The organism is Pseudomonas sp. GLN_2 (genome assembly GCF_043106005.1).
GTDB classification, from domain to species: Bacteria; Pseudomonadota; Gammaproteobacteria; order Pseudomonadales; family Pseudomonadaceae; genus Aquipseudomonas; species Aquipseudomonas alloputida.
In genome coordinates, this window is sequence record NZ_JBICMC010000083.1 from 60,520 (window position 1) to 79,521 (window position 19,002).

A 19,002-nucleotide genomic window follows, 5' to 3' on the forward strand; every position below is an offset into this window, starting at 1 on the left:
TATGGGTATTTTGCAGAGCAATCAAACACCGAGCTCAGCCGCCGAGCTGGATGAGTTCGTCATGCTGCGCCGGCAGATCCACGCTGCGCCGGAAATTGGCGGCGACACCCCCGATACCGCGGCCCTGGTAGCCGACAAGCTGCAAGCGTTGGGCTATGAAGTGCATCGCAATGTAGGTGGGCATGGTGTGGTCGGCGTGCTGAAAGTGGGGGACAGCCCGCGCAGCATCGGTTTGCGTGCAGACATGGACGCACTGCCCATGGGCGAAAAGAATGCGTTTGCGCATGCCAGCAAGATCCCCGGCCGGATGCATGCCTGTGGCCATGACGGGCATACCGCGATCCTGCTGGCAGCCGCTGCGCAACTGGCGGCTACACGCCAGTTCAACGGGACGTTGAACGTGATATTCCAGCCCGACGAGGAAGGCCTGGCGGGGGCCAAGGCGATGATCGACGACGGCCTGTTCGAGCGCTTTCCGTGCGACTCGGTGTATGCACTGCATAACATGCCCGGCCTGCCGGTGGGCACGTGCGTGGTGCAGGCGGGGCCCACCATGGCGTCTTCCGAACGCGTCAGCATTCGGATTACCGGCAAAGGCGGGCACGGTGCGATGCCGGAGCTGTCGGTAGACCCGGTGATGGCGTTGAACAGCCTGATCAGTGGCATCCAGACCATCAAGTCGCGCAACCTGAGCGTCGAGGACTACGCCGTGATCAGCATCGGGATGATCCAGGCCGGCACCGTCTACAACATCATCCCTGACGAGGCCTGCATGTTGCTGAGCGTGCGCACCGACACGGCCCAGACCCAGCAGAAGATCAACAGCCGCATTGACGCCCTGGCCAAGGGGCACGCAGAAAGCTATGGCGTGGAGATCGAGGTGCAATTCACCCAACTGGCGCCCGCCTTGTGCAACAGCGATCACGAAAGCGCGTTGCTGCGTGACAGCCTGAGGCCGTTGTTCGCCGACGGCGCGCTGCTGGACAAGATGCCGAAGAAGGTCATGGGCACCGAAGACTTTGCCTACATGTTGCAGGCGCGGCCTGGCTGTTACTTCATGCTGGGCAATGGCACGGGCGAGTTCCATGGGTGCTCGGTGCATAACCCCCACTACGATTTCAATGATGCGTTGGTGAAGATTGGCGCTGATTGTTGGGTGACGTGGGTTCAGGACTATTTGCGTTGACACTGCGTCATCTGCGTTGGAATGGTCTACGCTCTCAGCCGAAGCGCGTCGTGACAGGCTTCATCCCGTTAGCGTCGCTCTGGCGATTCACACCGACGGACCAGGCTCGGTCCAAAGAGGGTGCTGCAATGGCGACTATCGACACCGAGAACCTTGCAAAGGGGCTGCAGCAGGTTGAAGCCTGCTGGCAGGCGTATACCTCCTCACAGCGACTTATTGAGGGCCTTGAAGGGGGCGACCTGAGCAGTGCCATTGAAACAGCCAACCGCGATTTCACCAGGTTTCAGAACCAATGCCAGCTGTTTTATGCCGAAGTGCGCAAGAGGGCAGCGGATGCGGACAAGCTGGAGAGCGACATGGCACGGTATCCCCATTACTTTCAGTGACGCCTGATTGAACGTCGCGCTGTGCCTGGGTTCTGACAAGCAAAGGGTACAGCGAGGACGCTTTCATGAGCATCGAACGCAGCATTCCCGAGCTTGAAGCCTGGTATGCCCAGTACGACGACATCAGTTACCGGCGCGCGTCACCGGATGCCTACCACCATGAACTGCTTCGCACAGCCGAGGCCCTGCGCGACGATGGCGCCATCGACTGGGACGACTGGTTGGCGCTCAAGGCGCTGGCCGATGAGGCGCATATCCGCGCGCTGGAAGATGCCGTGCAGGCCCATGTGAGCGACCCGGACGCATGAAAGCGCTGAAGATTGCCACCTTCAACATCAATGGCATCCGCAGCCGTTTGCCGGCGCTGCTGGCCTGGCTGGAGCGGGAGCAGCCCGACATTGCCTGCCTGCAGGAGCTGAAGGCGGCCGATCAGCAGTTCCCTCGCGCGGAGCTGGAGGCAGCGGGCTATGGCAGCCTTCATCATGGGCAACCGTCATGGAACGGCGTGGCCATTCTGGTGCGGGGCAGTGATCCGCTCGAGGTTCGCCGCGGCTTGCCCGGCCTGGAAGAGGACAGCCAGAGCCGCTATCTGGAAGCTGCGGCACACGGGGTGTTGGTCGCTTGCCTCTACCTGCCGAACGGCAACCCGCAGCCCGGGCCCAAGTTCGATTACAAGCTGCACTGGTTCGAATGCCTGATCCAGCATGCGCGCAGCCTCTATGAAAGTGGCCACCCCACGCTGCTGGCAGGGGATTTCAATGTCGTGCCCACCGACATGGACATCTATAACCCGCGTTCCTGGCTGAAGGACGCACTGCTGCAGCCTGAGTCGCGAGCGTGTTACCAACGACTGCTTGATCAGGGCTGGCTCGATGCCATACGCCATCTGTACCCGGACGAGCGTGTCTACACCTTCTGGGACTATTTCCGTAACCACTGGGCCCGCAATGCCGGGTTGCGGATCGACCACCTGTTGCTCAACCCCGAGCTTGCGCCTTATCTGAAGCGGGCGGGTGTCGATGCGTGGGTGCGTAACGAGGCCAAGGCCAGCGACCATGCACCCGTCTGGATCGAGCTGGGCACGCGTCGTGCCCGGTCATAGTCAATTCAGCACATGAACGAGCGCCGGGTTGAGGTGTTGCGACAGTAGCCGACTTCAGATTGCATTCAGATTCGACCCCGATAATTTCCTCCGTCGCACCCAGGCGGGGAAATTTCATGACTCAGACTCATCAATGGCACAGTTTGCTTCCGTTACCCATCGGTAGCCATGCCGATCATCAGGCGCATCTTTCTCTTCACCTCAGCGGCGATCATGGGCGAGGCGAGCTGGAGCACTTCATACACGAGCGCTTTGCCAGTGTGCACCAGGCGGATGTGCAGCATTACCTGCCGGAGCTGCTTGCCTTGCAGGGTAGCCACGGTCGCCTGATCGCGGCGGCAGGCATGCGACCGGCCAGCGAAGGGCCGCTCTTTCTCGAGCGGTACCTGGACGAGCCTCTGGAATCTGCTGTTTCACGGGTAACCGGTGCCTCACCGGATCGCAACTGCATGGTAGAAGTAGGCAACCTGGCCTCACTCAGCGCCGGCAGCGCTCGAATAATGATCATCGCCGTGACGTGGTTGCTGGCCATGCGGGGCCTGGAGTGGGTCGCATTCACGGGCGCCGCGACACTGTTCAACAGTTTCCGGCGACTGGGGCTGGTGCCCACTGTTCTGGCCTCAGCGGATCCTGCGCGCTTGCAGGGCCAAGTCGACCAGTGGGGGACCTACTACGACCAGCGACCCCAGGTATTCGCCGGCAACATAGGCTTTGGCTTCGATGCCCTGAAGCAGGCGGGCATGTTCGAGCGGCTTGGGTTTCCCATGTTAGCCCTGGAGACCGGCCATGCGGCATGACCTGTCTGCCTTTCAGGCACTGTTGCGCCAGCACGCGCTGGAACATCCTGACGCCGTGGCCGTCCAGGGCGATGCGCAGCGTTACACCTACCGGCAACTGCTCGACGAAGTCGAATCTCGTGCGGGCTGCCTGCGTAGCCAACCACCGGGAACCTTCGCCGTGGTGCTGGATAACGGGCCCGAGGCGCTATTCTGGGATTTGGCGGCGCTGTTCGCCGAACGCGCCAGCGTGACAGTGCCGTCGTTTTTCAGCGCGACCCAGTTCCAGCACTGCTTGCAGCAAAGCGGGGTCACGGCGGTCGTGTGCGAGGCGCAGTGGGCCGAACAGCTCATGGCGCTTGGCTTTGACCTGCAGGCACCCGCTGGCGTCTGGCTGCGTGACAGTTTTGTCGCCCCGGCGCTGCCTGAGGGCACTGCCAAGATCACTTACACCTCCGGTAGCACCGGCACGCCCAAAGGCGTGTGCCTGAGCGCTGAAACCCTGCTGCGTGTGGCGCATGAGCTGGAGGCCGCCAGCCGCCCAATCGAGCCGCAGCGATACCTGGCGGTACTGCCACTGGGTGTTCTGCTGGAAAACCTGGGCGTCTACGCCGCGCTCATGGCTGGCGCTTGTGTGCAGCTCTATCCGCAGCAGCAGTTGGGGGTGGGAGGCGCGAGCCAGGTCGATTTCAAGCGCCTGCTGGGCGCAATCGCCCTCAGTGGTGCGCAGAGCCTGATCCTTGTGCCGCAACTGCTGATGGGGCTGGTGACAGCGATCGAACGCGGGCTGATGCGGGTCGGCCCTCTGCGTTTGGTGGCGGTAGGCGGCGCTCGGGTATCGCCAAGCCTGCTCGCGCGGGCCGAGGCGGTCGGTTTGCCAGTGTTCGAAGGTTACGGCTTGTCTGAGTGCGCCTCGGTAGTGGCGCTCAACCGCACAGGGGCTGTGCGCCCTGGGAGCGTCGGCAAGCCATTGCCGCATGTGCAGGTGCGCATTGCCGACGATGGCGAAGTTTTGGTGGCCGGTTCGATATTGCTGGGCTACCTGGGAGAGCCGCCTGTAACCGGGCAGTGGTGGGCAACAGGCGATGTAGGGCACCTCGATGAGGAGGGTTACCTTTACCTGGATGGCCGCAAGAAGCATCAGTTCATCACCAGCTTCGGGCGCAACGTCAACCCGGAGTGGGTAGAAGCCGAGCTGAGCCAAAGTGGCGTGATTGCCCAGGCGTTCGTGCATGGCGAGGCCTTGCCGCGCAACCTTGCCTTGCTCTGGCCGCTGGATCCCGGCATCAGCGACGAGGCCATCGAACAGGCCGTACAGCAATGCAACGCGCGATTGCCCGATTACGCCAGGGTGCACGCCTGGCGCCGCTTGCCAGTGCCTCTGAGCACGCTTGACGAAACCCTGACTGCCAATGGCCGCCCGCGACGTGAAGCGATCCTGCAGCGTTACCACACCCTGTTGTCCGACATCTCGTTGTGAGGCTCACAATGTCCTTTTTCGACACCCTGCAAGTACAAACCGCCCAAGAGCGTCAGGCGCTGTTCGCCGTACCGGTGATCCGTGAAGCGCTGGCTGGCCAGGTCAGCCTGGACAGCTACGTTGCCTTCCTGACTCAGGCCTATTACCACGTGCGCCATACCGTACCGCTGATGATGGCCTGTGGGGCTCGATTGCCGCTGCGGCTGGAGTGGCTGCGCGGCGCGGTCTGCGAATACATTGAAGAGGAGTACGGCCACGAGCAGTGGATCCTCAACGACATCAAAGCGTGCGGCGGTGACTGGGAGGCCGTGCGCGATGGCCAGCCGGTGCAATCCATCGAGCTGATGGTCGCCTACCTGTACGACCTGATCGCCCGTGGCAACCCGGTCGGGTTGTTCGGCATGGTCAACGTGCTCGAAGGCACTAGCATCGCCCTGGCCACCCAGGCGGCGGGCGTTATCCAGAACACATTGGCACTGCCAGACCAGGCGTTCAGCTACCTCAGCTCGCACGGAGCGCTCGACCAGGAGCACATGGTGACCTACAAACAGTTGATGGATCGCCTCGACGATGCCGGAGACCAGCAGGCCGTTCTCCACGCGGCCAAGGTCGTCTACCGCTTGTATACCGAAATGTTCCAGGGCTTGCCGCGTGCCGGGCAGCAAGAGGTGCACCATGCGTTTGGCTGAGTCCGCGGTGATCCTCACCGGCGCCAGTGGGGGCATAGGCCTGGAGCTGGCTGAACAGCTCTGCGCTGCCGGTGCCCAGGTGTTGGCCGTCAGTCGGCATATGGGCAAGCTGGCTGGCCTGATGAACCGGTACCCTGATCGTCTGCGCTGGCAGGAAGCCGACCTGCGCAGCCCGTCAGGGCGCGAACATGTCATCGAGCGGGCACGCGAGATGGGGGCTGTCAATGTGCTGATCAACGCGGCTGGCGTGAATCGCTTCGCTCTGCTCGACCAGCTGGATGAGTATGCGCTGGATGAGCTATTGGACATCAACCTGAAGGCCCCCTTGCAACTGACACGCGCCTGCCTGCCGTTGCTGCGCGCTCAGCCCAAGGCGTTGGTGGTCAATGTCGGGTCGACTTATGGCTCGATCGGCTACCCCGGCTACGCCACCTACTGCGCCAGCAAGTTTGCGCTGCGTGGTTTTTCGGAGGCGCTGCGCCGCGAGTTGGCCGACACCACAGTGAACGTGCTGTATGCCGCCCCCCGGGCGACCCGCACAACGATGAACAGCAGCGCTGCGACTGCGCTCAATCAAGCGCTGAAAGTTGGCATGGACGACCCGGCGGACGTCGCCCGTGCTGTGCTCCAGGCGGTGCAATCCGAGCGCACCGAGCTTTATCTGGGGTGGCCGGAAAAGCTCTTCGTGCGTATCAACGGCATGTTGCCCGGCATGGTCGATCGCGCACTGCGCAAGCAATTGCCAGTCATTCGCCGCTATATCGGTAGCCACTCCAAGGAGTCGAACAAATGAAGCGTCTGTTCATTGCCAGCTTGCTGGCATTTGCACCCTTCACCTGGGCACTGGACCAGGCAGGCAGCCAGCGCCTGAGCGATCTGCAGCAGCGCTGGGCGCAGATTCAGTACCAAATGCCCAAGGACAAGCGTGCCGACGCCTTTGAAAAATTGGCCGGCGAAGCAACAACGTTTGTTCATCAGTATCCCGGCACACCTGAACCCCTGATCTGGGAGGGCATCATCAACAGCAGTTGGGCGGGGGCGACGGGCGGCCTCGGCGCACTGGGCAAGGTCAAGGCGGCGAAAGCCAGCCTGGAGCAGGCCATGAAGCTGGACCCCAACGCCCTGCAAGGTTCGGCCTACACCAGCCTGGGCACGCTGTATGATCAGGTGCCCGGCTGGCCTATCGGTTTCGGTGATGCCGAAATGGCCGACAAGATGCTGCGCAAAGCCCTGCAGATCAATCCCAACGGTATCGACAGCAACTATTTCTGGGCTGATCATCTGTATCGGCAAAAGCGCTACCCTGAAGCTACCGCAGCCCTGCAGAAAGCCTTGCAGGCACCGCCCCGGCCGGGGCGTGAGTTGGCTGACCAGGGCCGGCGTGCCGATATCGATGCTTTACTCAAGGCCATCAAGGACAAACAGGACTGAACATGCGGCTGTTGCTGGTTGAGGATGACATTGCACTGGGGGAAGGGATCTGCGATGGCCTGCGCCAGGAGGGGTACACCCTCGACTGGTTGCGTGACGGTGTCAGTGGCCTGCATGCGCTGCAGCACGAGACCTTCGACCTGCTGATCCTGGACCTTGGATTACCCCGTATGGATGGCATCGAGCTACTCAGGCGATTACGCGCCGGCGGCGACAGCTTGCCGGTGCTGATCCTCACCGCGCGGGATGCCCTCGATGATCGCATTGCCGGCCTGGATGCCGGTGCCGATGACTACCTGGTCAAGCCTTTCGACCTCAACGAGCTCAAGGCACGCTTGCGTGCCTTGCTGCGGCGCAGCGTCGGGCGCGCCAAGGTACTGATCGAGCATGCCGGGGTCAGCCTGGACCCGACCACCCAGCAAGTGCATTACAACGGCGTCGACGTTGTGCTCACCCCCAAGGAGTACGTGCTGTTGCATGAGTTGCTGGCACATCCCGGCAAGGTATTCACGCGTGAGCGCCTCACTCAACTGCTGTATGGCTGGGATGAAGAACCGGAGAGCAACACGCTGGAGGTGAACATCTACCACCTGCGCAAGAAGCTGTTCAACGGCCTGATTCGCACGGTGCGCGGCATTGGCTATCTGGTCGAGGTCAAGGCATGAGCTCGCTACGCCAGCGTACGCTGTGGCGCGTGATGCTCTTGCTGCTACTGGGCACCGGCCTGCTCGCGCTCTATAACTACCATGACAGCAGCCACGAAATTAACGAGGTGTATGACGCGCACCTGGCCCAGAACGCGCGTTTGCTGCAAGGCGTCATGAGCATGCCGGTACAAGAGGGCTCGCGTGAGGCGCTGTATCAGGCCTTCAACGATGCCTTGGGCAAAGCGGGGCGGCACCAGGTGGGGCACCCTTACGAAAGCAAGCTGGCATTCCAGGTCTGGGGTGAAGGCATGGCGTTGCTGGTGCATACACCCAGTGCGCCGCCCATTGACCCACCACCCACTGCTCCAGGGTTCTACGACTTTTCCAGTGGCGGTGAACAATGGCGCGGGTTCGTTTTGCCGGTGCCGGAAAAGCACTGGCTTATCTGGGTGGGTGAGCGTGATGATGTGCGCTACGACCTGATCGACCGCATCGTTCGCCACACGCTGTTCCCGTTCCTGCTTGGCAGCCTGGCGTTGGCACTGCTGGTGTGGGCTGCGATCGGCTGGGGGCTACGGCCACTGCAGAACATGGCCAATGTCATCCGCAGGCGCCATGCCGATTCGCTGGAGCCGCTGCAACTGGTACCGCTTCCCACTGAACTGGAGCCCATGCAGGCGGCCATCAATCGCTTGCTGGCGCAGATCGACGATCTGCTGCGGCGTGAGCATCGCTTCATTGCCGATGCTGCCCACGAAATGCGTACGCCTCTGGCCGTACTGCGGCTGCACGCACAGAACGCGCTGGCCGCCAGCAATGATGCCGAGCGCCAGAAAGCCCTGGGCTTTCTTGTGGGCGGGGTCGATCGGCTGACACGGGTGGTCAACCAATTGCTGACATTGGCCCGCGTCGAGCCAAGACTGGGGCAGCGAGCCAGCACCCGGATCGACCTGGCCGAGGTCGTCACCGAAACCCTGGCTGAACTCACCCCATGGATACTGGACCGAGGCCTGGAGCCTTCGCTGGACATCGACGAAGGGGACCACCACCTGCAGATCGACGCCGGCGCGCTGGGCATTGCGCTACAGAACCTGGTGTCCAACGCGGTAGAACACTCACCGCCTGGGGGGCGCATCGCCGTGTCACTGCGGCGTCTGGACAGCAGCATAGAACTGGTCGTCGAGGATGAAGGGACGGGTATCGATGAGGAGAGCCTGTCCCGTGTATTCGAGCGCTTTTACAGCCGAAATAGCCCAAATGGTGCTGGCCTCGGGCTGTCCATCGTAGCGACCATCATCGACCGTATGGGGGGGCAGGTACGCCTTGAAAACAGAGCGGGTAGCGGGCTGGCCGCTACCTTGTCGTTTCCACTGTCTTGAATCACCTTTGCTTCAGATGGATCGCTGATTGACCCGCTTAGACAGCTGCTCGGCGCTTTCCTTGCGCTCTGAATAGCGATCGACCAGGAATGCCTGGCGGTCGCGCAGCAGCACGGTAAACTTCACTAGCTCCTCCATGACGTCAACCACGCGGTCGTAGTACGGCGATGGCTTCATCCGCCCGGCGTCGTCGAACTCCAGATAAGCCTTGGGTACCGAAGACTGGTTCGGGATGGTGAACATCCGCATCCAGCGGCCCAGCACGCGCAACTGGTTGACCACGTTGAACGACTGCGAGCCGCCGCACACCTGCATCACGGCCAGGGTCTTGCCTTGGGTGGGGCGCAATGCCCCCAGCGCCAACGGAATCCAGTCGATCTGTGCCTTGAACACCGCCGACATCGCCCCATGGCGCTCCGGCGAGCACCACACCTGGCCTTCTGACCACTGCACCAGTTCACGCAGCTCCTGCACCTTGGGATGCTCCACGGGTACATCGTCAGGCAGCGGCAGACCCGACGGGTCGAAGGTGCGGGTTTCGGCACCGAAGTGCTCCAGTAGGCGTGCGGCTTCTTCTACCAGCAAGCGACTGAAGGCGCGTTCTCGGGTAGACCCATACAGCAGCAGGATGCGTGGTTTGTGTTCGCTGGTCGGGGTTGCCGAAGGCGGCAGGTCGAACAGCGTGAGGTCGAGGTTAGGCAGTTGCTCGGACATGTTTTCTTCCTGTTCAAAGCGAGCCGATGCGATCCAGCGCGTGCTTGAGCTGCTCGCGGTCGAGGTGATCGAACGGCAGCGCGAAGAAGGCCTGGCAGCGAGACTCGATGCGGGCCAGTGTGGCGCGGAACGCCGCATCGACCGAAGCTTCGTCACCCACGACATCGGACGGGTCTTCCAGCCCCCAATGCGACTTCAGCGCAGGGCCGAAATACACCGGGCAGGCTTCGCCCGCGGCCTTGTCGCAGACGGTGATGACGATGTCGGGTGGGTTGCCCTCGAACGCATCGTTGCCTTTGCTGCTCAAGCCCTGGGTCGAGATATTGGCCTGCTGCAACGTGCTCAGGCTGCGTGGCAGCACCTGGCCCTTGGGGAAACTGCCAGCGCTGACTGCCTCGAAACCGGGCGGTGCCAGGTGGTTGAACATTGCTTCGGAAAGGATGCTGCGGCAGCTGTTGGCCGTGCACATGAACAGGACTCGCATGGAGGGCTCCTCCGCTGGGGGGCGAACGTCAGAGGCTCAGGCGCAGTGCCAGAGCAGAAAGGGTGATCAGCAAAACCGGTACGGTGAGCAGCAGGCCGACCTTGAAGTAGTAACCCCAGGTGATGCGCATGCCTTTACGCGCCAGCACATGCAGCCAAAGCAGTGTGGCGAGGCTGCCAATCGGGGTGATCTTCGGGCCGAGGTCGCAGCCAATGACGTTGGCGTAGATCATCGCCTCACGTACCACGCCCTCTGCGCCGCTGGCCTGGATCGACAAGGCGCCGATCAGCACGCTGGGCATGTTGTTCATGACTGAGGACAGCAGCGCGGAGATCAACCCGGTGCCAATGGCCGCGCTCCACAGGCCCTGCTCGGCAAGCCTGTCCAGCAGGTGGGTGAGCATGTCCGTGAGGCCGGCGTTCTTCAGGCCGTACACCACCAGATACATGCCCAGAGAAAAAATCACCACCTGCCACGGCGCTTCCCGCAGCACGCGACGGGTTGAGATGCGGTGACCGCGAGCGGCCACGGCAAAGAGGATTGCGGCACAGACGGCGGCCACCGCACTGATCGGGATGCCCAGAGGTTCCAGTACGAACAGGCCTGCAAGCAACACCAGCAGCACCCACCAACCGACTTTGAAGGTAGCGTGGTCATGAATTGCCTCGCTCGGCGCCTTCAGCGCATCGAGCGCGTACTGCTTGGGGATATCACGACGGAAGTACAGAAACAGCACCAGCAGGGTGGCCGCCACGCTGGCGATATTCACCGGCACCATCACCGATGCGTATTCGGCGAAGCCCAGGCCGAAGTAGTCGGCCGAGACGATATTGACCAGGTTGGAGACCACCAGCGGCAGGCTGGCCGTGTCGGCAATGAAGCCTGCGGCCATGACAAAGGCCAGTGTCGCTGCAGGTGAGAAGCGCAGCGCGAGCAGCATCGACATGACGATGGGGGTGAGGATCAGCGCCGCACCGTCGTTGGCGAACAGCGCCGATACAGCGGCGCCGAGCAGTACGCAGAAGGCGAACAGGCGGTAGCCGCTGCCGTTTGCCCAACGCGCCACATGCAATGCGGCCCATTCGAAGAAACCTGCCTCGTCCAGCAGCAAGCTGATGATGATGACCGCGATGAACGTGGCGGTGGCGTTCCAGACAATGGCCCATACGGCAGGGATGTCATGCAGCGAAACGGCGCCTGTAGCCAGGGCGATGATGGCGCCTAGCGCAGCGCTCCAGCCAACACCGAGCCCCTTGGGCTGCCAGATGACCAGTATGAGGGTGAAGACGAAGACAGCAATGGCGGGCAGCATGAAAATCTCGCTTGGTGATGATCAGCAGCAGACGGAATCACGCACGGGGCGACCGTCCATGTTCTTCAGCCGAAGGGCATTGTCAGCCAGCCATTGCGAATTGGCGTGCAAGGTGACCTGAAGCATTTCGTGAACCCAGCAAGGCAGTTCCGGATTCAGGCGGTAATACACCCATTGGCCCTGACGGCGGTCCAGCAGCATGCCATTGCTGCGCAGTTGTGCCAGATGGCGACTGATCTTGGGTTGGCTGTCGTCCAGCGCGCACATCAGTTCGCAGACGCACAGTTCGCCCAGGCTGGCGATAAGCAGCGTGGCGCGAGCGCGGGTTTCGTCAGAGAGGCTCTTGAAGACATCGGGCGGTGTGATCATGGGGTTGCCTGTACATACGGAAAGCCGAATATACGTATTTCCATATGTTCGAGCAAGCATTCCTGGGCTTGTGCGCTTGCAGCTCACCATGGCCACGCCCTTCGGTCGACAAAAGCAGGGTTCTGGCAGGCTTCAGACGCTGATGGCACTGCAGGGTGTATAGTGCTTGCCCGGGTGACTGTCGTTCAGTGGCTCATAACCGAGAGGCCAACATGTCCCAGACGTACCCCAGCGCGGCCCAAAAAGCCCATGTGCGCATCTGCGAGCAGGTCGAGGCCTTCCTTCAGCATGGCGGCCGCATTCAGCAGGTAGCGATCGGTGTCACCGGCTATGCTGAAGGTGTTTCCAGGGCGCAGTGGAAAAAAGGGCGCACTGCAAAGCCTTGAGGATGTCGGCAGTGCGCCTTTGTGGTGCTCGGCGTCCCAAACATTGACCCATGGCGCCAGGCCGGTCGCACCCGAACCGGCCTGGCGCTTTTGATTCAAGCGGCCCGTTGCTCACCCTTAAGCAGTTTTTTCTGCGCTTGCATGGCGAGCCCCAGCTCGTCCAGTTGGTCTTTCCCCAGCAGCTTTTTCGCAGTGGGGAAGAGCGCTTCTTCCTCTTCCTCAATGTGATGCTCAAGCAGCTCCTTCATCACCTTGACCCGACCGGCGAACTCAAGGGTGCCTGTTTGCGTATGCAGCAGATCAGGGAGCACCAGGGCGTCGACAGTCCGGTGTTCTTCCTTGGCTTCGTAATACATCTTGGCCTCCTCTTTACCACCGGCTTGCTTGATCGCCGGGTAGAGGATGTCCTCCTCCAGAGCAGTGTGGATCTGCAGTTCCTGCCCAATGCGCTGCAGCAGTTCGGCGCGCTTCTTCACGGCACGTTCTGTGGTCGCGCAGAGCTCTTCCAGCAGTTTCTTGACCAACTTATGGTCTTGAATCAGCAAATCGATAGCATTCATGGTGTCACCTCGTCGCGGGCGAATGAACAATGGCTTGCATGGAATTGAGTGACAGTGGGCGGCAGGGTTCAACGTCGATGATGGCTGGCAAAGCGCGCTTCGAGGTCACGGTGCGATTACGCGCTGCCAGAAGCCCAAAGGCCCGCGTATGCAGGCCTCGGCAGCACATTCAAAGGATAGGTTTGCCCCCCGTCACGGCGTACCGCGAACCCGAGATGTAGCTGGCTTCATCGGACCCCAGCAAGACATAGATTGGCGCCACCTCCACAGGTTGACCCGGCCGCCCCATCGGGTAACCGGAACCGAAGTTCCTCACCGCCTCATCAGGCATGGTGGCCGGGATCAGCGGGGTCCAGATCGGGCCGGGTGCGACGCTGTTGACGCGAATGCCCTGCTTGCCCAGCAATTGCGCAAGGCCTGCAGTGAAATTGGCAATGGCACCTTTGGTCGCGGCATAGGCCAACAGGCTGGGTGACGGGTCGTCCGAGTTGACCGAGCTGGTGTTGATGATCGAACCGCCTTTTGGCATCGAGGGCAAAGCGCGCTGGCAAATGCGGAAAATGGCGGTGATGTTGGTATCGAAGGTCTTCAGCCATTCATCGTCGTCAATGTCTTCCAGGCTTTCATGGGCCATCTGGAACGCGGCGTTGTTGACCAGGATATCGATGCGACCAAACTGCGCCACGGTCTTGTCGACGATGTCATGGCAGTGCTGTTTCTGTGCCAGGTCGCCGGGTAGCAGCAGGCACTGGCGGCCAGCCGCTTTGACCCAGCGCGCGGTTTCCTGCGCATCGTCGTGTTCATTCAGATAGGCAATGGCAACGTCAGCGCCTTCTCGGGCATAGGCAATGGCCACCGCACGCCCGATGCCGCTGTCAGCACCGGTTATCAAGGCGATCTTGCCTGCGAGGCGATTGTTGCCGGTGTAGCTCTGCTCACCGCAGTCCGGATAAGGATCCATCTCGCGCTGGGAACCGGGAACGCTTTGCGGTTGGGAAGGGAATGGCGGGGTAGGGTAGTCGCTCATGCTGGAAGCTCCTGCAGGTTTGGAACGCTCATTCCCATTCGAAAGGCGCGCCAGGCCAGTGTTGAAGTGGATCTTCGTGCTGAGCGACGAGCGGTTGATGCACCCATTTCCAGTGAATTTTTACCCACCGCACGGCTCTACCGCTGACGGGGCTTGCTGGCATGGGTGAGGCCCACGTTATCAAGGAGTCTGCGGTGCCTCGAATCATCACGCCTTCCACGCCGGAACATGAGATCGATCAGACGAACGAGAGGATGTTCGGTACGCCCAAGGAGAGGCTGGATTTCTATCGACGCGAAATTCAGTATGAGACCACCATCCTGGCCAACCGTACCGACGCTTATCTTGCGGCCCAGTCGTTCCTGGTGATCGCCTACGTGTCATCGATGGGTAACCTGAACCAAAGCTGGGGCGAAATGTTCACCCTGATGGTCCCGGCTTTTCTCGCACTGCTCGGCGTGCTCAGTACACTGAATGCCTGGCCTGGCATCCGCGCGGCCTTCCGGATTATCGAGCACTGGCAGATGAAGCAGAGCCACTTGCTGCGCAGCGAACCGCTGATGGGGCTGGCCTATGACGAGTCGCCGCTGTTCTGCGAGGCCGAAACCTCTCAGGCGGGGCACCGCAAATCGCTGCTGTTTTCCTTGCGCACGCCCTGGATTTTCCTCTGCTTCTGGGTGTTGCTGGGCAGCTATTCGGTTTTCATCCAGCTGGCCTGATCAGTGCGTGCTGGTCGGCATCATGGGCGACCAGCACGCGCTGAGCAGTAGCAGGGTCAGTCTGCCAGTGCCTTGATCAACTGCTCATTGAAGGCGGGGATATCGTCCGGCTGGCGGCTGGTGATGAGGTTGCCATCGACCACCACTTGTTCATCCACCCACGTACCGCCCGCATTGCGAATATCATCTTGCAAGGTCTTGTAGCTGGTCATTCGCTTGCCTTTGGCCAACCCGCTCGATATCAGCAGCCACGCGCCGTGGCAGATAACCGCCAGTGGCCTGCCAGCCGCATCATGGCTTTTTAGCAGTTTCTGCGCACCGGGGATCAAGCGAATCGTGTCGGAGTTCTGCACACCGCCGGGCAGCACCAAGGCGTCGTAGAGGTCAAGCTGCGCACTGTCGAAAGTCGCATCCACGCTGAACGCGTCGGCGGGTTTGTCATGGTTCCAGCCACGTACCGTGCCTTCTTTCTCGCTCAGGATATCGACCACCGCGCCGCTGTTTTCCAAGGCTTCACGCGGGCCGGTCAGTTCCACCTGTTCAAAGCCATCGGTGACCAGAAAGGCCACGCGCTTGCCGTTCAATTGTGCACTCATCATTTTCTCCTCGTGCTGATAGGCCTTTCATAAGGGCCTGCAAACAGCGAGCAAAGTTCCTGCTCGATGCCTGGCGGTATGGGGAGAACCTGCTAACGGTTGCGCACGGTATCCAATGCAGGCGACCAGACCGTATGACCGCAACGTGAACACGCCAGGGTGTCATGAGGCTCATGGTAGGCCGGGAAACCACAGCTCACGCAGCAATGCAACCCGGCGCCGGGCGGGGATGTGTACTCCGGGCGATGCTCGACCGGCAGCACTGACAGGCCTGGGCGTGTGTCTTGCTGATCGTAGAAATACAAACTGAGATCGCCATCGGTTTCCAGAAGGCCCAGTCGAACCTGGCCCAGGTGCTCGACACCTTGCTGGCGTAGCTCCATGAACAGCTCATTCGGTGAAATGTTCATGTGACGCAGCGAATGGATTTCGTACATGCCCTCTTTCACTACCGTGACTGGCAGCCCGTCGATCCAGGCCTCGCAGGTTCTGTTTCGCCTCATGAGGTAGACCGTTCCTCGGTAAAGCATGAACAGGGTGAGGAAAACCAAGGCCACCGGCAGCAGCGGTACATCTTCATAAAAGGTTACATCGCCGGCCGCTGAGCCCAGGGTGAGAATGACCACGAGCTCGAACCGGGACAGCTGTCTGATCCCGCGCCGGCCACTGAATTTCAGAAAGAAGAACACGGCCAGGAAGGCCGCTGAAACACGCACAGCGACCTCCAGCAGAAAGGTAAAGGGAAAGTCGCCTATCAGCATCCGCTGCAGATCAAACGAAACCATTCGTTCCACCCTTCCTTCTGCCGTTGTCAGATAAAGGGTTGACCGTTCTCGCTCAGGGCTGGTTCATCGACTTGGCCTGCAACTCTCCGCGCGCGTCACCAGGGAATCGGCGTGCCGTCCCACGCCCAGAACGTTCCGCTCTGCGCCGGGCCGTGACGGCTCACAAGCGCCAGGATGCAGGTGGCGGCAAACGCGGGCGAGAACAGTTTGCCTGGCGGCACATTGCCCTGAAAGGGTCGGGAAAGCTGGGTGTCGGTGGTGCCGGGATGCAATGCAAGTACCGTCGACGCGGGGTTCAGTCGCTTCAGCTCGATGCTTGCAGTGCGCAGAAGCTGATTGAGCGCGGCTTTGCTGGCACGGTAGCTATACCACCCACCCAGGTGATTGTCGCCGATCGACCCAACCCGCGCCGACAAGGCGACGAAGGCCATCGGTTGCCGACGCAGCAGCGGCAGCAAATGCTTGAGCAGCAGAACAGGGGCGAAACAGTTGGTTGTGAAAGTGCTCAGCAACCCCGCCATGTCTAGCTGGGTCAGTGCTTTTTCAGCCCGCGCCGGGCCTTCTTGCAGCACGCCAAGCGTACTGAAGACCAGGTTCAGTTGGTCGCAGCAGGCGCCCACCTGCGCGGCCAGTGTTTGCAGTGCCTGCTCGGATCGGGCGTCGCAGTCGAGGCGAACCAACCGTCGCGCGTGCTCTTTGAACAAGGTCTCCAGCGCAGGGCTGGTGGTGGCGCGTCGCGAAACGGCGAACACCAGCCCGATGTCATCGCGCGCCAGCAACTGCGTGCACAATGCCAGGCCAATCCCTTGGCTGGCCCCGCAGACCAGCACGTTGGCGGGTGTGTGAAGGTCGTTGATCAGGCTCATCGGCGTGTCCTCTTGGCTGGGCGCTGGCGCTTCGTCCTGTGATGCCTGCCAACGTTCTTGCACATGGCAGGGGCGAGCTCACAGCAGGATATAGTCGCTGTACTGCCGTAAGCCGTCATGGGGCCCTTCGATCAAGTGCACGTAACGGTCGTTCACCCGGTCGATCGGCAGGCAATCGTCGACGTCCAGTACCGCGTCGGTATGCGGCTTGAGCCAGTCTGCCTGCAGGCGCTGCTTGCCCAGTTGCCTGGCCTCGGCCTTGTCCTTGGCCACCACCAGCAGGTAGCGGTGTGCCTCGCCAAACACCCCGGGCTCGTAGCCGCCAAGGTTGATGAAAAACAATTTGGGATCGTGTGGGCCAGGCGCAACCTGACTGAAAGCGATGCGGTAGCGATCGATACCGTCGATTTCCATCCATGCGTCGATGTGCAGGCCCGTTCGGCTCCCGAACCAGGTTTGGCGCAGATGGGGGTAGGCCTGTTCAAGTGAGTCCGCTTGCGCGAACAACACGTCGTGGACCTCGATATTGGCCCGTGGGTGGCGTCCACCGAGCATGACGACGTACAGCATGAGCAATTCCTTCTATCTCGACTTTCATGGGTGTTCGATAACGGGGGCGAGTCTTACAGAAATGTGCATGCTGGGCATCAAAATCTGTACATAGCTCGTCATATATGTGTACAAGCGTCTATAATTGTATAGTATTTAACACAGTGCTCGAGGTCAGAATGGTGCACCCTGCACGTTGGACCTGCCTTTGCCTGCTGCTAGCCGCCATGTCGTCGGCGGCAGACTGGCGAGCGGAGCTGCCTGCGGCGCAACGGCTGGGCGCCGGTGATTTCACCTGGTTTGGCCTGCGGCTGTATACCGCCCGGTTATGGGCAGTTGGCCCGGTTCAGGACTGGAACCAACCGTTCGCCCTTGAGCTGCTCTATCACCGTTCATTGTCCAGGGACACGCTGGTCAAGGCCAGCCTTGAGGAAATGCAACGCCTGGGTGGCGGCAGCATGACGGCACAGCAACGCGCGGCATGGACCAGGGCGATTGAGCAGGCATTCGTGGACGTGAGCCCTGGCATGCGCATCACGGGCTTGTACCTGCCGGGGCAGGGTTGCCGCTTTTACGTCGACGGCAAACTGAGCCACGCGATCGACGATCCGGTGTTCGCCCGGGCCTTCTTCGCCATCTGGCTTGACCCGCGGGCCAGAGACCCCCAATTGCGTCAGCGGCTGCTTGGGCTGGCTGGCGATGACCGAGGAGCCTGAACATGTACAAAGCGCTGTTGCTGGCTGCCTGCCTGCTTCTGGGCAGTTGTGGCAATGTCGGTATCGAGCACTATGCCCAGGAGCAGCCGAAGCTGGACCTGGCGGCGTTCTTCTCGCGCCCGGTTCAGGCGTGGGGGATGTTCCAGAAGCGTTCCGGTGAGGTGGTCAAGCGCTTCCATGTGCGCATCGACAGCCGCCGCGAGGGTGAACGGCTGATCCTTGACGAGCATTTTCTCTATAGCGATGGCACACGCCAGCAGCGTACCTGGACGCTGGTGCCGGACGGCCCCGGGCGCTGGCGGGGAACCGCGGGGGACGTGATTGGCGAGGCGCGTGGCGAAGTGGCGGGCAACGCGCTGCGATGGCGTTACCAACTGGATCTGCCGGTCGACGGGCGGCACTGGCAGGTAGACCTGGACGACTGGATGTACCTCATGGATGACGACACCCTGATCAACCGCTCGAGCATGAGCAAACTGGGCGTGGAGATTGGCCAGATCACCTTGTTCTTCCGCCGCCTGCCAGAGGGCACACCATGAACCTGATCGCGCTGACCCAGCTGGTTTCGACCGGCGAAGCCAAGGAACTTGAACTGCTGTCGCTGGAGGGGGGCTTCTACCTCCTGCGCGCCCTGACCGACGCCGGCCCTGTGACATTGAGCGATGCCCAGGGGCAGCCCGTGCGCGTGCGCTCCACGACCGAACTGCGGCAGTTGCTGGCCGATCTGCCGCCGGTGCCATGCATGCTGGTGCAGCAGGTGGTGCACGATGAGATGTGCGGACAACGCGACGGCCCCATCGCACCGCTGCGCGTACCGGTAACGCTCACCAGCCAGTGGTAGCC

General features: G+C 61.4%; 26 protein-coding genes. 16 read left to right on the forward strand and 10 right to left on the reverse strand.

Translation table 11 applies throughout. From position 1 onward, the window contains the following. The first annotated feature begins 1 nt into the window (after window position 1). The 11 genes from ACF8Q6_RS19880 (at window position 2) to ACF8Q6_RS19930 (ending at window position 9,076) form a co-directional block, all read left to right on the forward strand. Window positions 2–1,186, forward strand: a complete 1,185-nt coding sequence (locus ACF8Q6_RS19880; RefSeq protein WP_392493957.1) for a M20 aminoacylase family protein — start codon at window positions 2–4, stop codon at window positions 1,184–1,186. A 128-nt stretch (window positions 1,187–1,314) separates the two neighbouring features. After that, a complete protein-coding gene (locus ACF8Q6_RS19885; RefSeq protein ID WP_392493958.1) occupies window positions 1,315–1,572 on the forward strand; it encodes a hypothetical protein in 258 nt (85 codons plus the stop codon). 65 nt (window positions 1,573–1,637) lie between these two features. Continuing rightward, entirely contained in the window at window positions 1,638–1,880 is a 243-nt protein-coding gene (locus ACF8Q6_RS19890; RefSeq protein WP_012052746.1) for a hypothetical protein, read from the forward strand. Next, window positions 1,877–2,674 carry an exodeoxyribonuclease III gene (gene xth / locus ACF8Q6_RS19895; protein WP_012052745.1) on the forward strand — a complete coding sequence of 266 codons (798 nt, stop codon included), beginning with the start codon at window positions 1,877–1,879 and terminating at the stop codon, window positions 2,672–2,674. Before ACF8Q6_RS19890 ends, xth begins: the two co-directional genes overlap by 4 nt. A gap of 116 nt (window positions 2,675–2,790) precedes the next feature. Next, entirely contained in the window at window positions 2,791–3,471 is a 681-nt protein-coding gene (locus ACF8Q6_RS19900) for a thermostable hemolysin (RefSeq protein ID WP_161773677.1), read from the forward strand. Beyond that, window positions 3,461–4,930 (forward strand): AMP-binding protein, encoded by a 1,470-nt coding sequence (locus ACF8Q6_RS19905; protein ID WP_392493959.1) that lies wholly within the window; start codon window positions 3,461–3,463, stop codon window positions 4,928–4,930. Before ACF8Q6_RS19900 ends, ACF8Q6_RS19905 begins: the two co-directional genes overlap by 11 nt. Before the next feature lie 8 nt (window positions 4,931–4,938). Beyond that, window positions 4,939–5,619: a TenA family transcriptional regulator gene (locus ACF8Q6_RS19910; protein ID WP_003254035.1), complete on the forward strand. Its 681-nt coding sequence runs from the start codon at window positions 4,939–4,941 to the stop codon at window positions 5,617–5,619. Beyond that, window positions 5,606–6,412: an SDR family oxidoreductase gene (locus ACF8Q6_RS19915; RefSeq protein WP_012052742.1), complete on the forward strand. Its 807-nt coding sequence runs from the start codon at window positions 5,606–5,608 to the stop codon at window positions 6,410–6,412. Before ACF8Q6_RS19910 ends, ACF8Q6_RS19915 begins: the two co-directional genes overlap by 14 nt. Then, on the forward strand, window positions 6,409–7,050 hold the full coding sequence (locus ACF8Q6_RS19920; RefSeq protein WP_088512291.1) for a hypothetical protein: 642 nt from the start codon (window positions 6,409–6,411) through the stop codon (window positions 7,048–7,050). Before ACF8Q6_RS19915 ends, ACF8Q6_RS19920 begins: the two co-directional genes overlap by 4 nt. Window positions 7,051–7,052: 2 nt before the next feature. Beyond that, window positions 7,053–7,715, forward strand: coding sequence for a response regulator (locus tag ACF8Q6_RS19925; RefSeq protein ID WP_012052740.1), 663 nt, complete (start codon window positions 7,053–7,055; stop codon window positions 7,713–7,715). Next, window positions 7,712–9,076 carry a HAMP domain-containing sensor histidine kinase gene (locus ACF8Q6_RS19930; protein ID WP_012052739.1) on the forward strand — a complete coding sequence of 455 codons (1,365 nt, stop codon included), beginning with the start codon at window positions 7,712–7,714 and terminating at the stop codon, window positions 9,074–9,076. Before ACF8Q6_RS19925 ends, ACF8Q6_RS19930 begins: the two co-directional genes overlap by 4 nt. Window positions 9,077–9,088: 12 nt before the next feature. On the opposite strand, the gene arsH is transcribed toward ACF8Q6_RS19930, so the two are convergent. Genes arsH through ACF8Q6_RS19950 form a run of 4 tightly spaced genes read right to left on the reverse strand, consistent with a single transcriptional unit; the run spans window position 9,089 to window position 11,955 of the window. Continuing rightward, complete coding sequence (arsH, locus tag ACF8Q6_RS19935; RefSeq protein ID WP_392493960.1) at window positions 9,089–9,790, reverse strand: arsenical resistance protein ArsH; 702 nt, start codon at window positions 9,788–9,790, stop codon at window positions 9,089–9,091. 13 nt (window positions 9,791–9,803) lie between these two features. Next, window positions 9,804–10,274, reverse strand: coding sequence for an arsenate reductase ArsC (locus ACF8Q6_RS19940; protein WP_012052737.1), 471 nt, complete (start codon window positions 10,272–10,274; stop codon window positions 9,804–9,806). A 28-nt stretch (window positions 10,275–10,302) separates the two neighbouring features. After that, on the reverse strand, window positions 10,303–11,586 hold the full coding sequence (locus ACF8Q6_RS19945; RefSeq protein ID WP_012052736.1) for an arsenic transporter: 1,284 nt from the start codon (window positions 11,584–11,586) through the stop codon (window positions 10,303–10,305). A 21-nt stretch (window positions 11,587–11,607) separates the two neighbouring features. Then, complete coding sequence (locus ACF8Q6_RS19950; protein WP_221100163.1) at window positions 11,608–11,955, reverse strand: metalloregulator ArsR/SmtB family transcription factor; 348 nt, start codon at window positions 11,953–11,955, stop codon at window positions 11,608–11,610. Window positions 11,956–12,167: 212 nt separating this feature from the next. Between ACF8Q6_RS19950 and ACF8Q6_RS19955 the strand changes: the two genes are divergently transcribed. Next, window positions 12,168–12,341: a hypothetical protein gene (locus ACF8Q6_RS19955; protein WP_017147688.1), complete on the forward strand. Its 174-nt coding sequence runs from the start codon at window positions 12,168–12,170 to the stop codon at window positions 12,339–12,341. A 95-nt stretch (window positions 12,342–12,436) separates the two neighbouring features. Here the strand turns inward: ACF8Q6_RS19955 and ACF8Q6_RS19960 are convergent, their stop codons facing one another. Both ACF8Q6_RS19960 and ACF8Q6_RS19965 read right to left on the reverse strand, forming a co-directional pair. Continuing rightward, complete coding sequence (locus ACF8Q6_RS19960; protein ID WP_014756344.1) at window positions 12,437–12,901, reverse strand: hemerythrin domain-containing protein; 465 nt, start codon at window positions 12,899–12,901, stop codon at window positions 12,437–12,439. Window positions 12,902–13,070: 169 nt separating this feature from the next. Next, complete coding sequence (locus ACF8Q6_RS19965; RefSeq protein WP_392493961.1) at window positions 13,071–13,928, reverse strand: glucose 1-dehydrogenase; 858 nt, start codon at window positions 13,926–13,928, stop codon at window positions 13,071–13,073. A gap of 194 nt (window positions 13,929–14,122) precedes the next feature. Here ACF8Q6_RS19965 and ACF8Q6_RS19970 point away from each other — a divergent pair, with 194 nt between their 5' ends. Continuing rightward, complete coding sequence (locus ACF8Q6_RS19970; RefSeq protein WP_010953640.1) at window positions 14,123–14,647, forward strand: hypothetical protein; 525 nt, start codon at window positions 14,123–14,125, stop codon at window positions 14,645–14,647. 56 nt (window positions 14,648–14,703) lie between these two features. Here ACF8Q6_RS19970 and ACF8Q6_RS19975 read toward each other — a convergent pair whose 3' ends face one another. The 4 genes from ACF8Q6_RS19975 to ACF8Q6_RS19990 all read right to left on the reverse strand — a co-directional run bounded on the left by ACF8Q6_RS19975 (window position 14,704) and on the right by ACF8Q6_RS19990 (window position 17,464). Continuing rightward, window positions 14,704–15,243, reverse strand: coding sequence for a type 1 glutamine amidotransferase domain-containing protein (locus ACF8Q6_RS19975; RefSeq protein ID WP_012052730.1), 540 nt, complete (start codon window positions 15,241–15,243; stop codon window positions 14,704–14,706). A 92-nt stretch (window positions 15,244–15,335) separates the two neighbouring features. Further along, window positions 15,336–16,028 (reverse strand): DUF421 domain-containing protein, encoded by a 693-nt coding sequence (locus tag ACF8Q6_RS19980; RefSeq protein ID WP_017147685.1) that lies wholly within the window; start codon window positions 16,026–16,028, stop codon window positions 15,336–15,338. 95 nt (window positions 16,029–16,123) lie between these two features. Beyond that, complete coding sequence (locus tag ACF8Q6_RS19985) at window positions 16,124–16,894, reverse strand: SDR family NAD(P)-dependent oxidoreductase (RefSeq protein WP_392493962.1); 771 nt, start codon at window positions 16,892–16,894, stop codon at window positions 16,124–16,126. Between the two features lie 78 nt (window positions 16,895–16,972). Continuing rightward, window positions 16,973–17,464 (reverse strand): DUF1543 domain-containing protein, encoded by a 492-nt coding sequence (locus ACF8Q6_RS19990; protein WP_392493963.1) that lies wholly within the window; start codon window positions 17,462–17,464, stop codon window positions 16,973–16,975. 158 nt (window positions 17,465–17,622) lie between these two features. Here ACF8Q6_RS19990 and ACF8Q6_RS19995 point away from each other — a divergent pair, with 158 nt between their 5' ends. Genes ACF8Q6_RS19995 through ACF8Q6_RS20005 form a run of 3 tightly spaced genes read left to right on the forward strand, consistent with a single transcriptional unit; the run spans window position 17,623 to window position 19,000 of the window. Beyond that, window positions 17,623–18,159 carry a chalcone isomerase family protein gene (locus ACF8Q6_RS19995; protein ID WP_392493964.1) on the forward strand — a complete coding sequence of 179 codons (537 nt, stop codon included), beginning with the start codon at window positions 17,623–17,625 and terminating at the stop codon, window positions 18,157–18,159. Between the two features lie 2 nt (window positions 18,160–18,161). Further along, window positions 18,162–18,698, forward strand: coding sequence for a DUF3833 domain-containing protein (locus ACF8Q6_RS20000; RefSeq protein WP_003254010.1), 537 nt, complete (start codon window positions 18,162–18,164; stop codon window positions 18,696–18,698). Next, window positions 18,695–19,000, forward strand: coding sequence for a DUF6482 family protein (locus ACF8Q6_RS20005; protein ID WP_003254009.1), 306 nt, complete (start codon window positions 18,695–18,697; stop codon window positions 18,998–19,000). The genes ACF8Q6_RS20000 and ACF8Q6_RS20005 overlap by 4 nt, the downstream gene beginning before the upstream one ends. Window positions 19,001–19,002: the final 2 nt, after the last annotated feature.

What these genes read in the sequence shown, in the direction of transcription:
- ACF8Q6_RS19880 (WP_392493957.1), top strand. Translation starts at nt 2, where the DNA reads ATGGGTATTTTGCAGAGCAATCAAACACCGAGCTCAGCCGCCGAGCTG.
- ACF8Q6_RS19885 (WP_392493958.1), top strand. Translation starts at nt 1,315, where the DNA reads ATGGCGACTATCGACACCGAGAACCTTGCAAAGGGGCTGCAGCAGGTT.
- ACF8Q6_RS19890 (WP_012052746.1), top strand. Translation starts at nt 1,638, where the DNA reads ATGAGCATCGAACGCAGCATTCCCGAGCTTGAAGCCTGGTATGCCCAG.
- xth (WP_012052745.1), top strand. Translation starts at nt 1,877, where the DNA reads ATGAAAGCGCTGAAGATTGCCACCTTCAACATCAATGGCATCCGCAGC.
- ACF8Q6_RS19900 (WP_161773677.1), top strand. Translation starts at nt 2,791, where the DNA reads ATGACTCAGACTCATCAATGGCACAGTTTGCTTCCGTTACCCATCGGT.
- ACF8Q6_RS19905 (WP_392493959.1), top strand. Translation starts at nt 3,461, where the DNA reads ATGCGGCATGACCTGTCTGCCTTTCAGGCACTGTTGCGCCAGCACGCG.
- ACF8Q6_RS19910 (WP_003254035.1), top strand. Translation starts at nt 4,939, where the DNA reads ATGTCCTTTTTCGACACCCTGCAAGTACAAACCGCCCAAGAGCGTCAG.
- ACF8Q6_RS19915 (WP_012052742.1), top strand. Translation starts at nt 5,606, where the DNA reads ATGCGTTTGGCTGAGTCCGCGGTGATCCTCACCGGCGCCAGTGGGGGC.
- ACF8Q6_RS19920 (WP_088512291.1), top strand. Translation starts at nt 6,409, where the DNA reads ATGAAGCGTCTGTTCATTGCCAGCTTGCTGGCATTTGCACCCTTCACC.
- ACF8Q6_RS19925 (WP_012052740.1), top strand. Translation starts at nt 7,053, where the DNA reads ATGCGGCTGTTGCTGGTTGAGGATGACATTGCACTGGGGGAAGGGATC.
- ACF8Q6_RS19930 (WP_012052739.1), top strand. Translation starts at nt 7,712, where the DNA reads ATGAGCTCGCTACGCCAGCGTACGCTGTGGCGCGTGATGCTCTTGCTG.
- arsH (WP_392493960.1), bottom strand. Translation starts at nt 9,790, where the DNA reads ATGTCCGAGCAACTGCCTAACCTCGACCTCACGCTGTTCGACCTGCCG.
- ACF8Q6_RS19940 (WP_012052737.1), bottom strand. Translation starts at nt 10,274, where the DNA reads ATGCGAGTCCTGTTCATGTGCACGGCCAACAGCTGCCGCAGCATCCTT.
- ACF8Q6_RS19945 (WP_012052736.1), bottom strand. Translation starts at nt 11,586, where the DNA reads ATGCTGCCCGCCATTGCTGTCTTCGTCTTCACCCTCATACTGGTCATC.
- ACF8Q6_RS19950 (WP_221100163.1), bottom strand. Translation starts at nt 11,955, where the DNA reads ATGATCACACCGCCCGATGTCTTCAAGAGCCTCTCTGACGAAACCCGC.
- ACF8Q6_RS19955 (WP_017147688.1), top strand. Translation starts at nt 12,168, where the DNA reads ATGTCCCAGACGTACCCCAGCGCGGCCCAAAAAGCCCATGTGCGCATC.
- ACF8Q6_RS19960 (WP_014756344.1), bottom strand. Translation starts at nt 12,901, where the DNA reads ATGAATGCTATCGATTTGCTGATTCAAGACCATAAGTTGGTCAAGAAA.
- ACF8Q6_RS19965 (WP_392493961.1), bottom strand. Translation starts at nt 13,928, where the DNA reads ATGAGCGACTACCCTACCCCGCCATTCCCTTCCCAACCGCAAAGCGTT.
- ACF8Q6_RS19975 (WP_012052730.1), bottom strand. Translation starts at nt 15,243, where the DNA reads ATGAGTGCACAATTGAACGGCAAGCGCGTGGCCTTTCTGGTCACCGAT.
- ACF8Q6_RS19980 (WP_017147685.1), bottom strand. Translation starts at nt 16,028, where the DNA reads ATGGTTTCGTTTGATCTGCAGCGGATGCTGATAGGCGACTTTCCCTTT.
- ACF8Q6_RS19985 (WP_392493962.1), bottom strand. Translation starts at nt 16,894, where the DNA reads ATGAGCCTGATCAACGACCTTCACACACCCGCCAACGTGCTGGTCTGC.
- ACF8Q6_RS19990 (WP_392493963.1), bottom strand. Translation starts at nt 17,464, where the DNA reads ATGCTGTACGTCGTCATGCTCGGTGGACGCCACCCACGGGCCAATATC.
- ACF8Q6_RS19995 (WP_392493964.1), top strand. Translation starts at nt 17,623, where the DNA reads ATGGTGCACCCTGCACGTTGGACCTGCCTTTGCCTGCTGCTAGCCGCC.
- ACF8Q6_RS20000 (WP_003254010.1), top strand. Translation starts at nt 18,162, where the DNA reads ATGTACAAAGCGCTGTTGCTGGCTGCCTGCCTGCTTCTGGGCAGTTGT.
- ACF8Q6_RS20005 (WP_003254009.1), top strand. Translation starts at nt 18,695, where the DNA reads ATGAACCTGATCGCGCTGACCCAGCTGGTTTCGACCGGCGAAGCCAAG.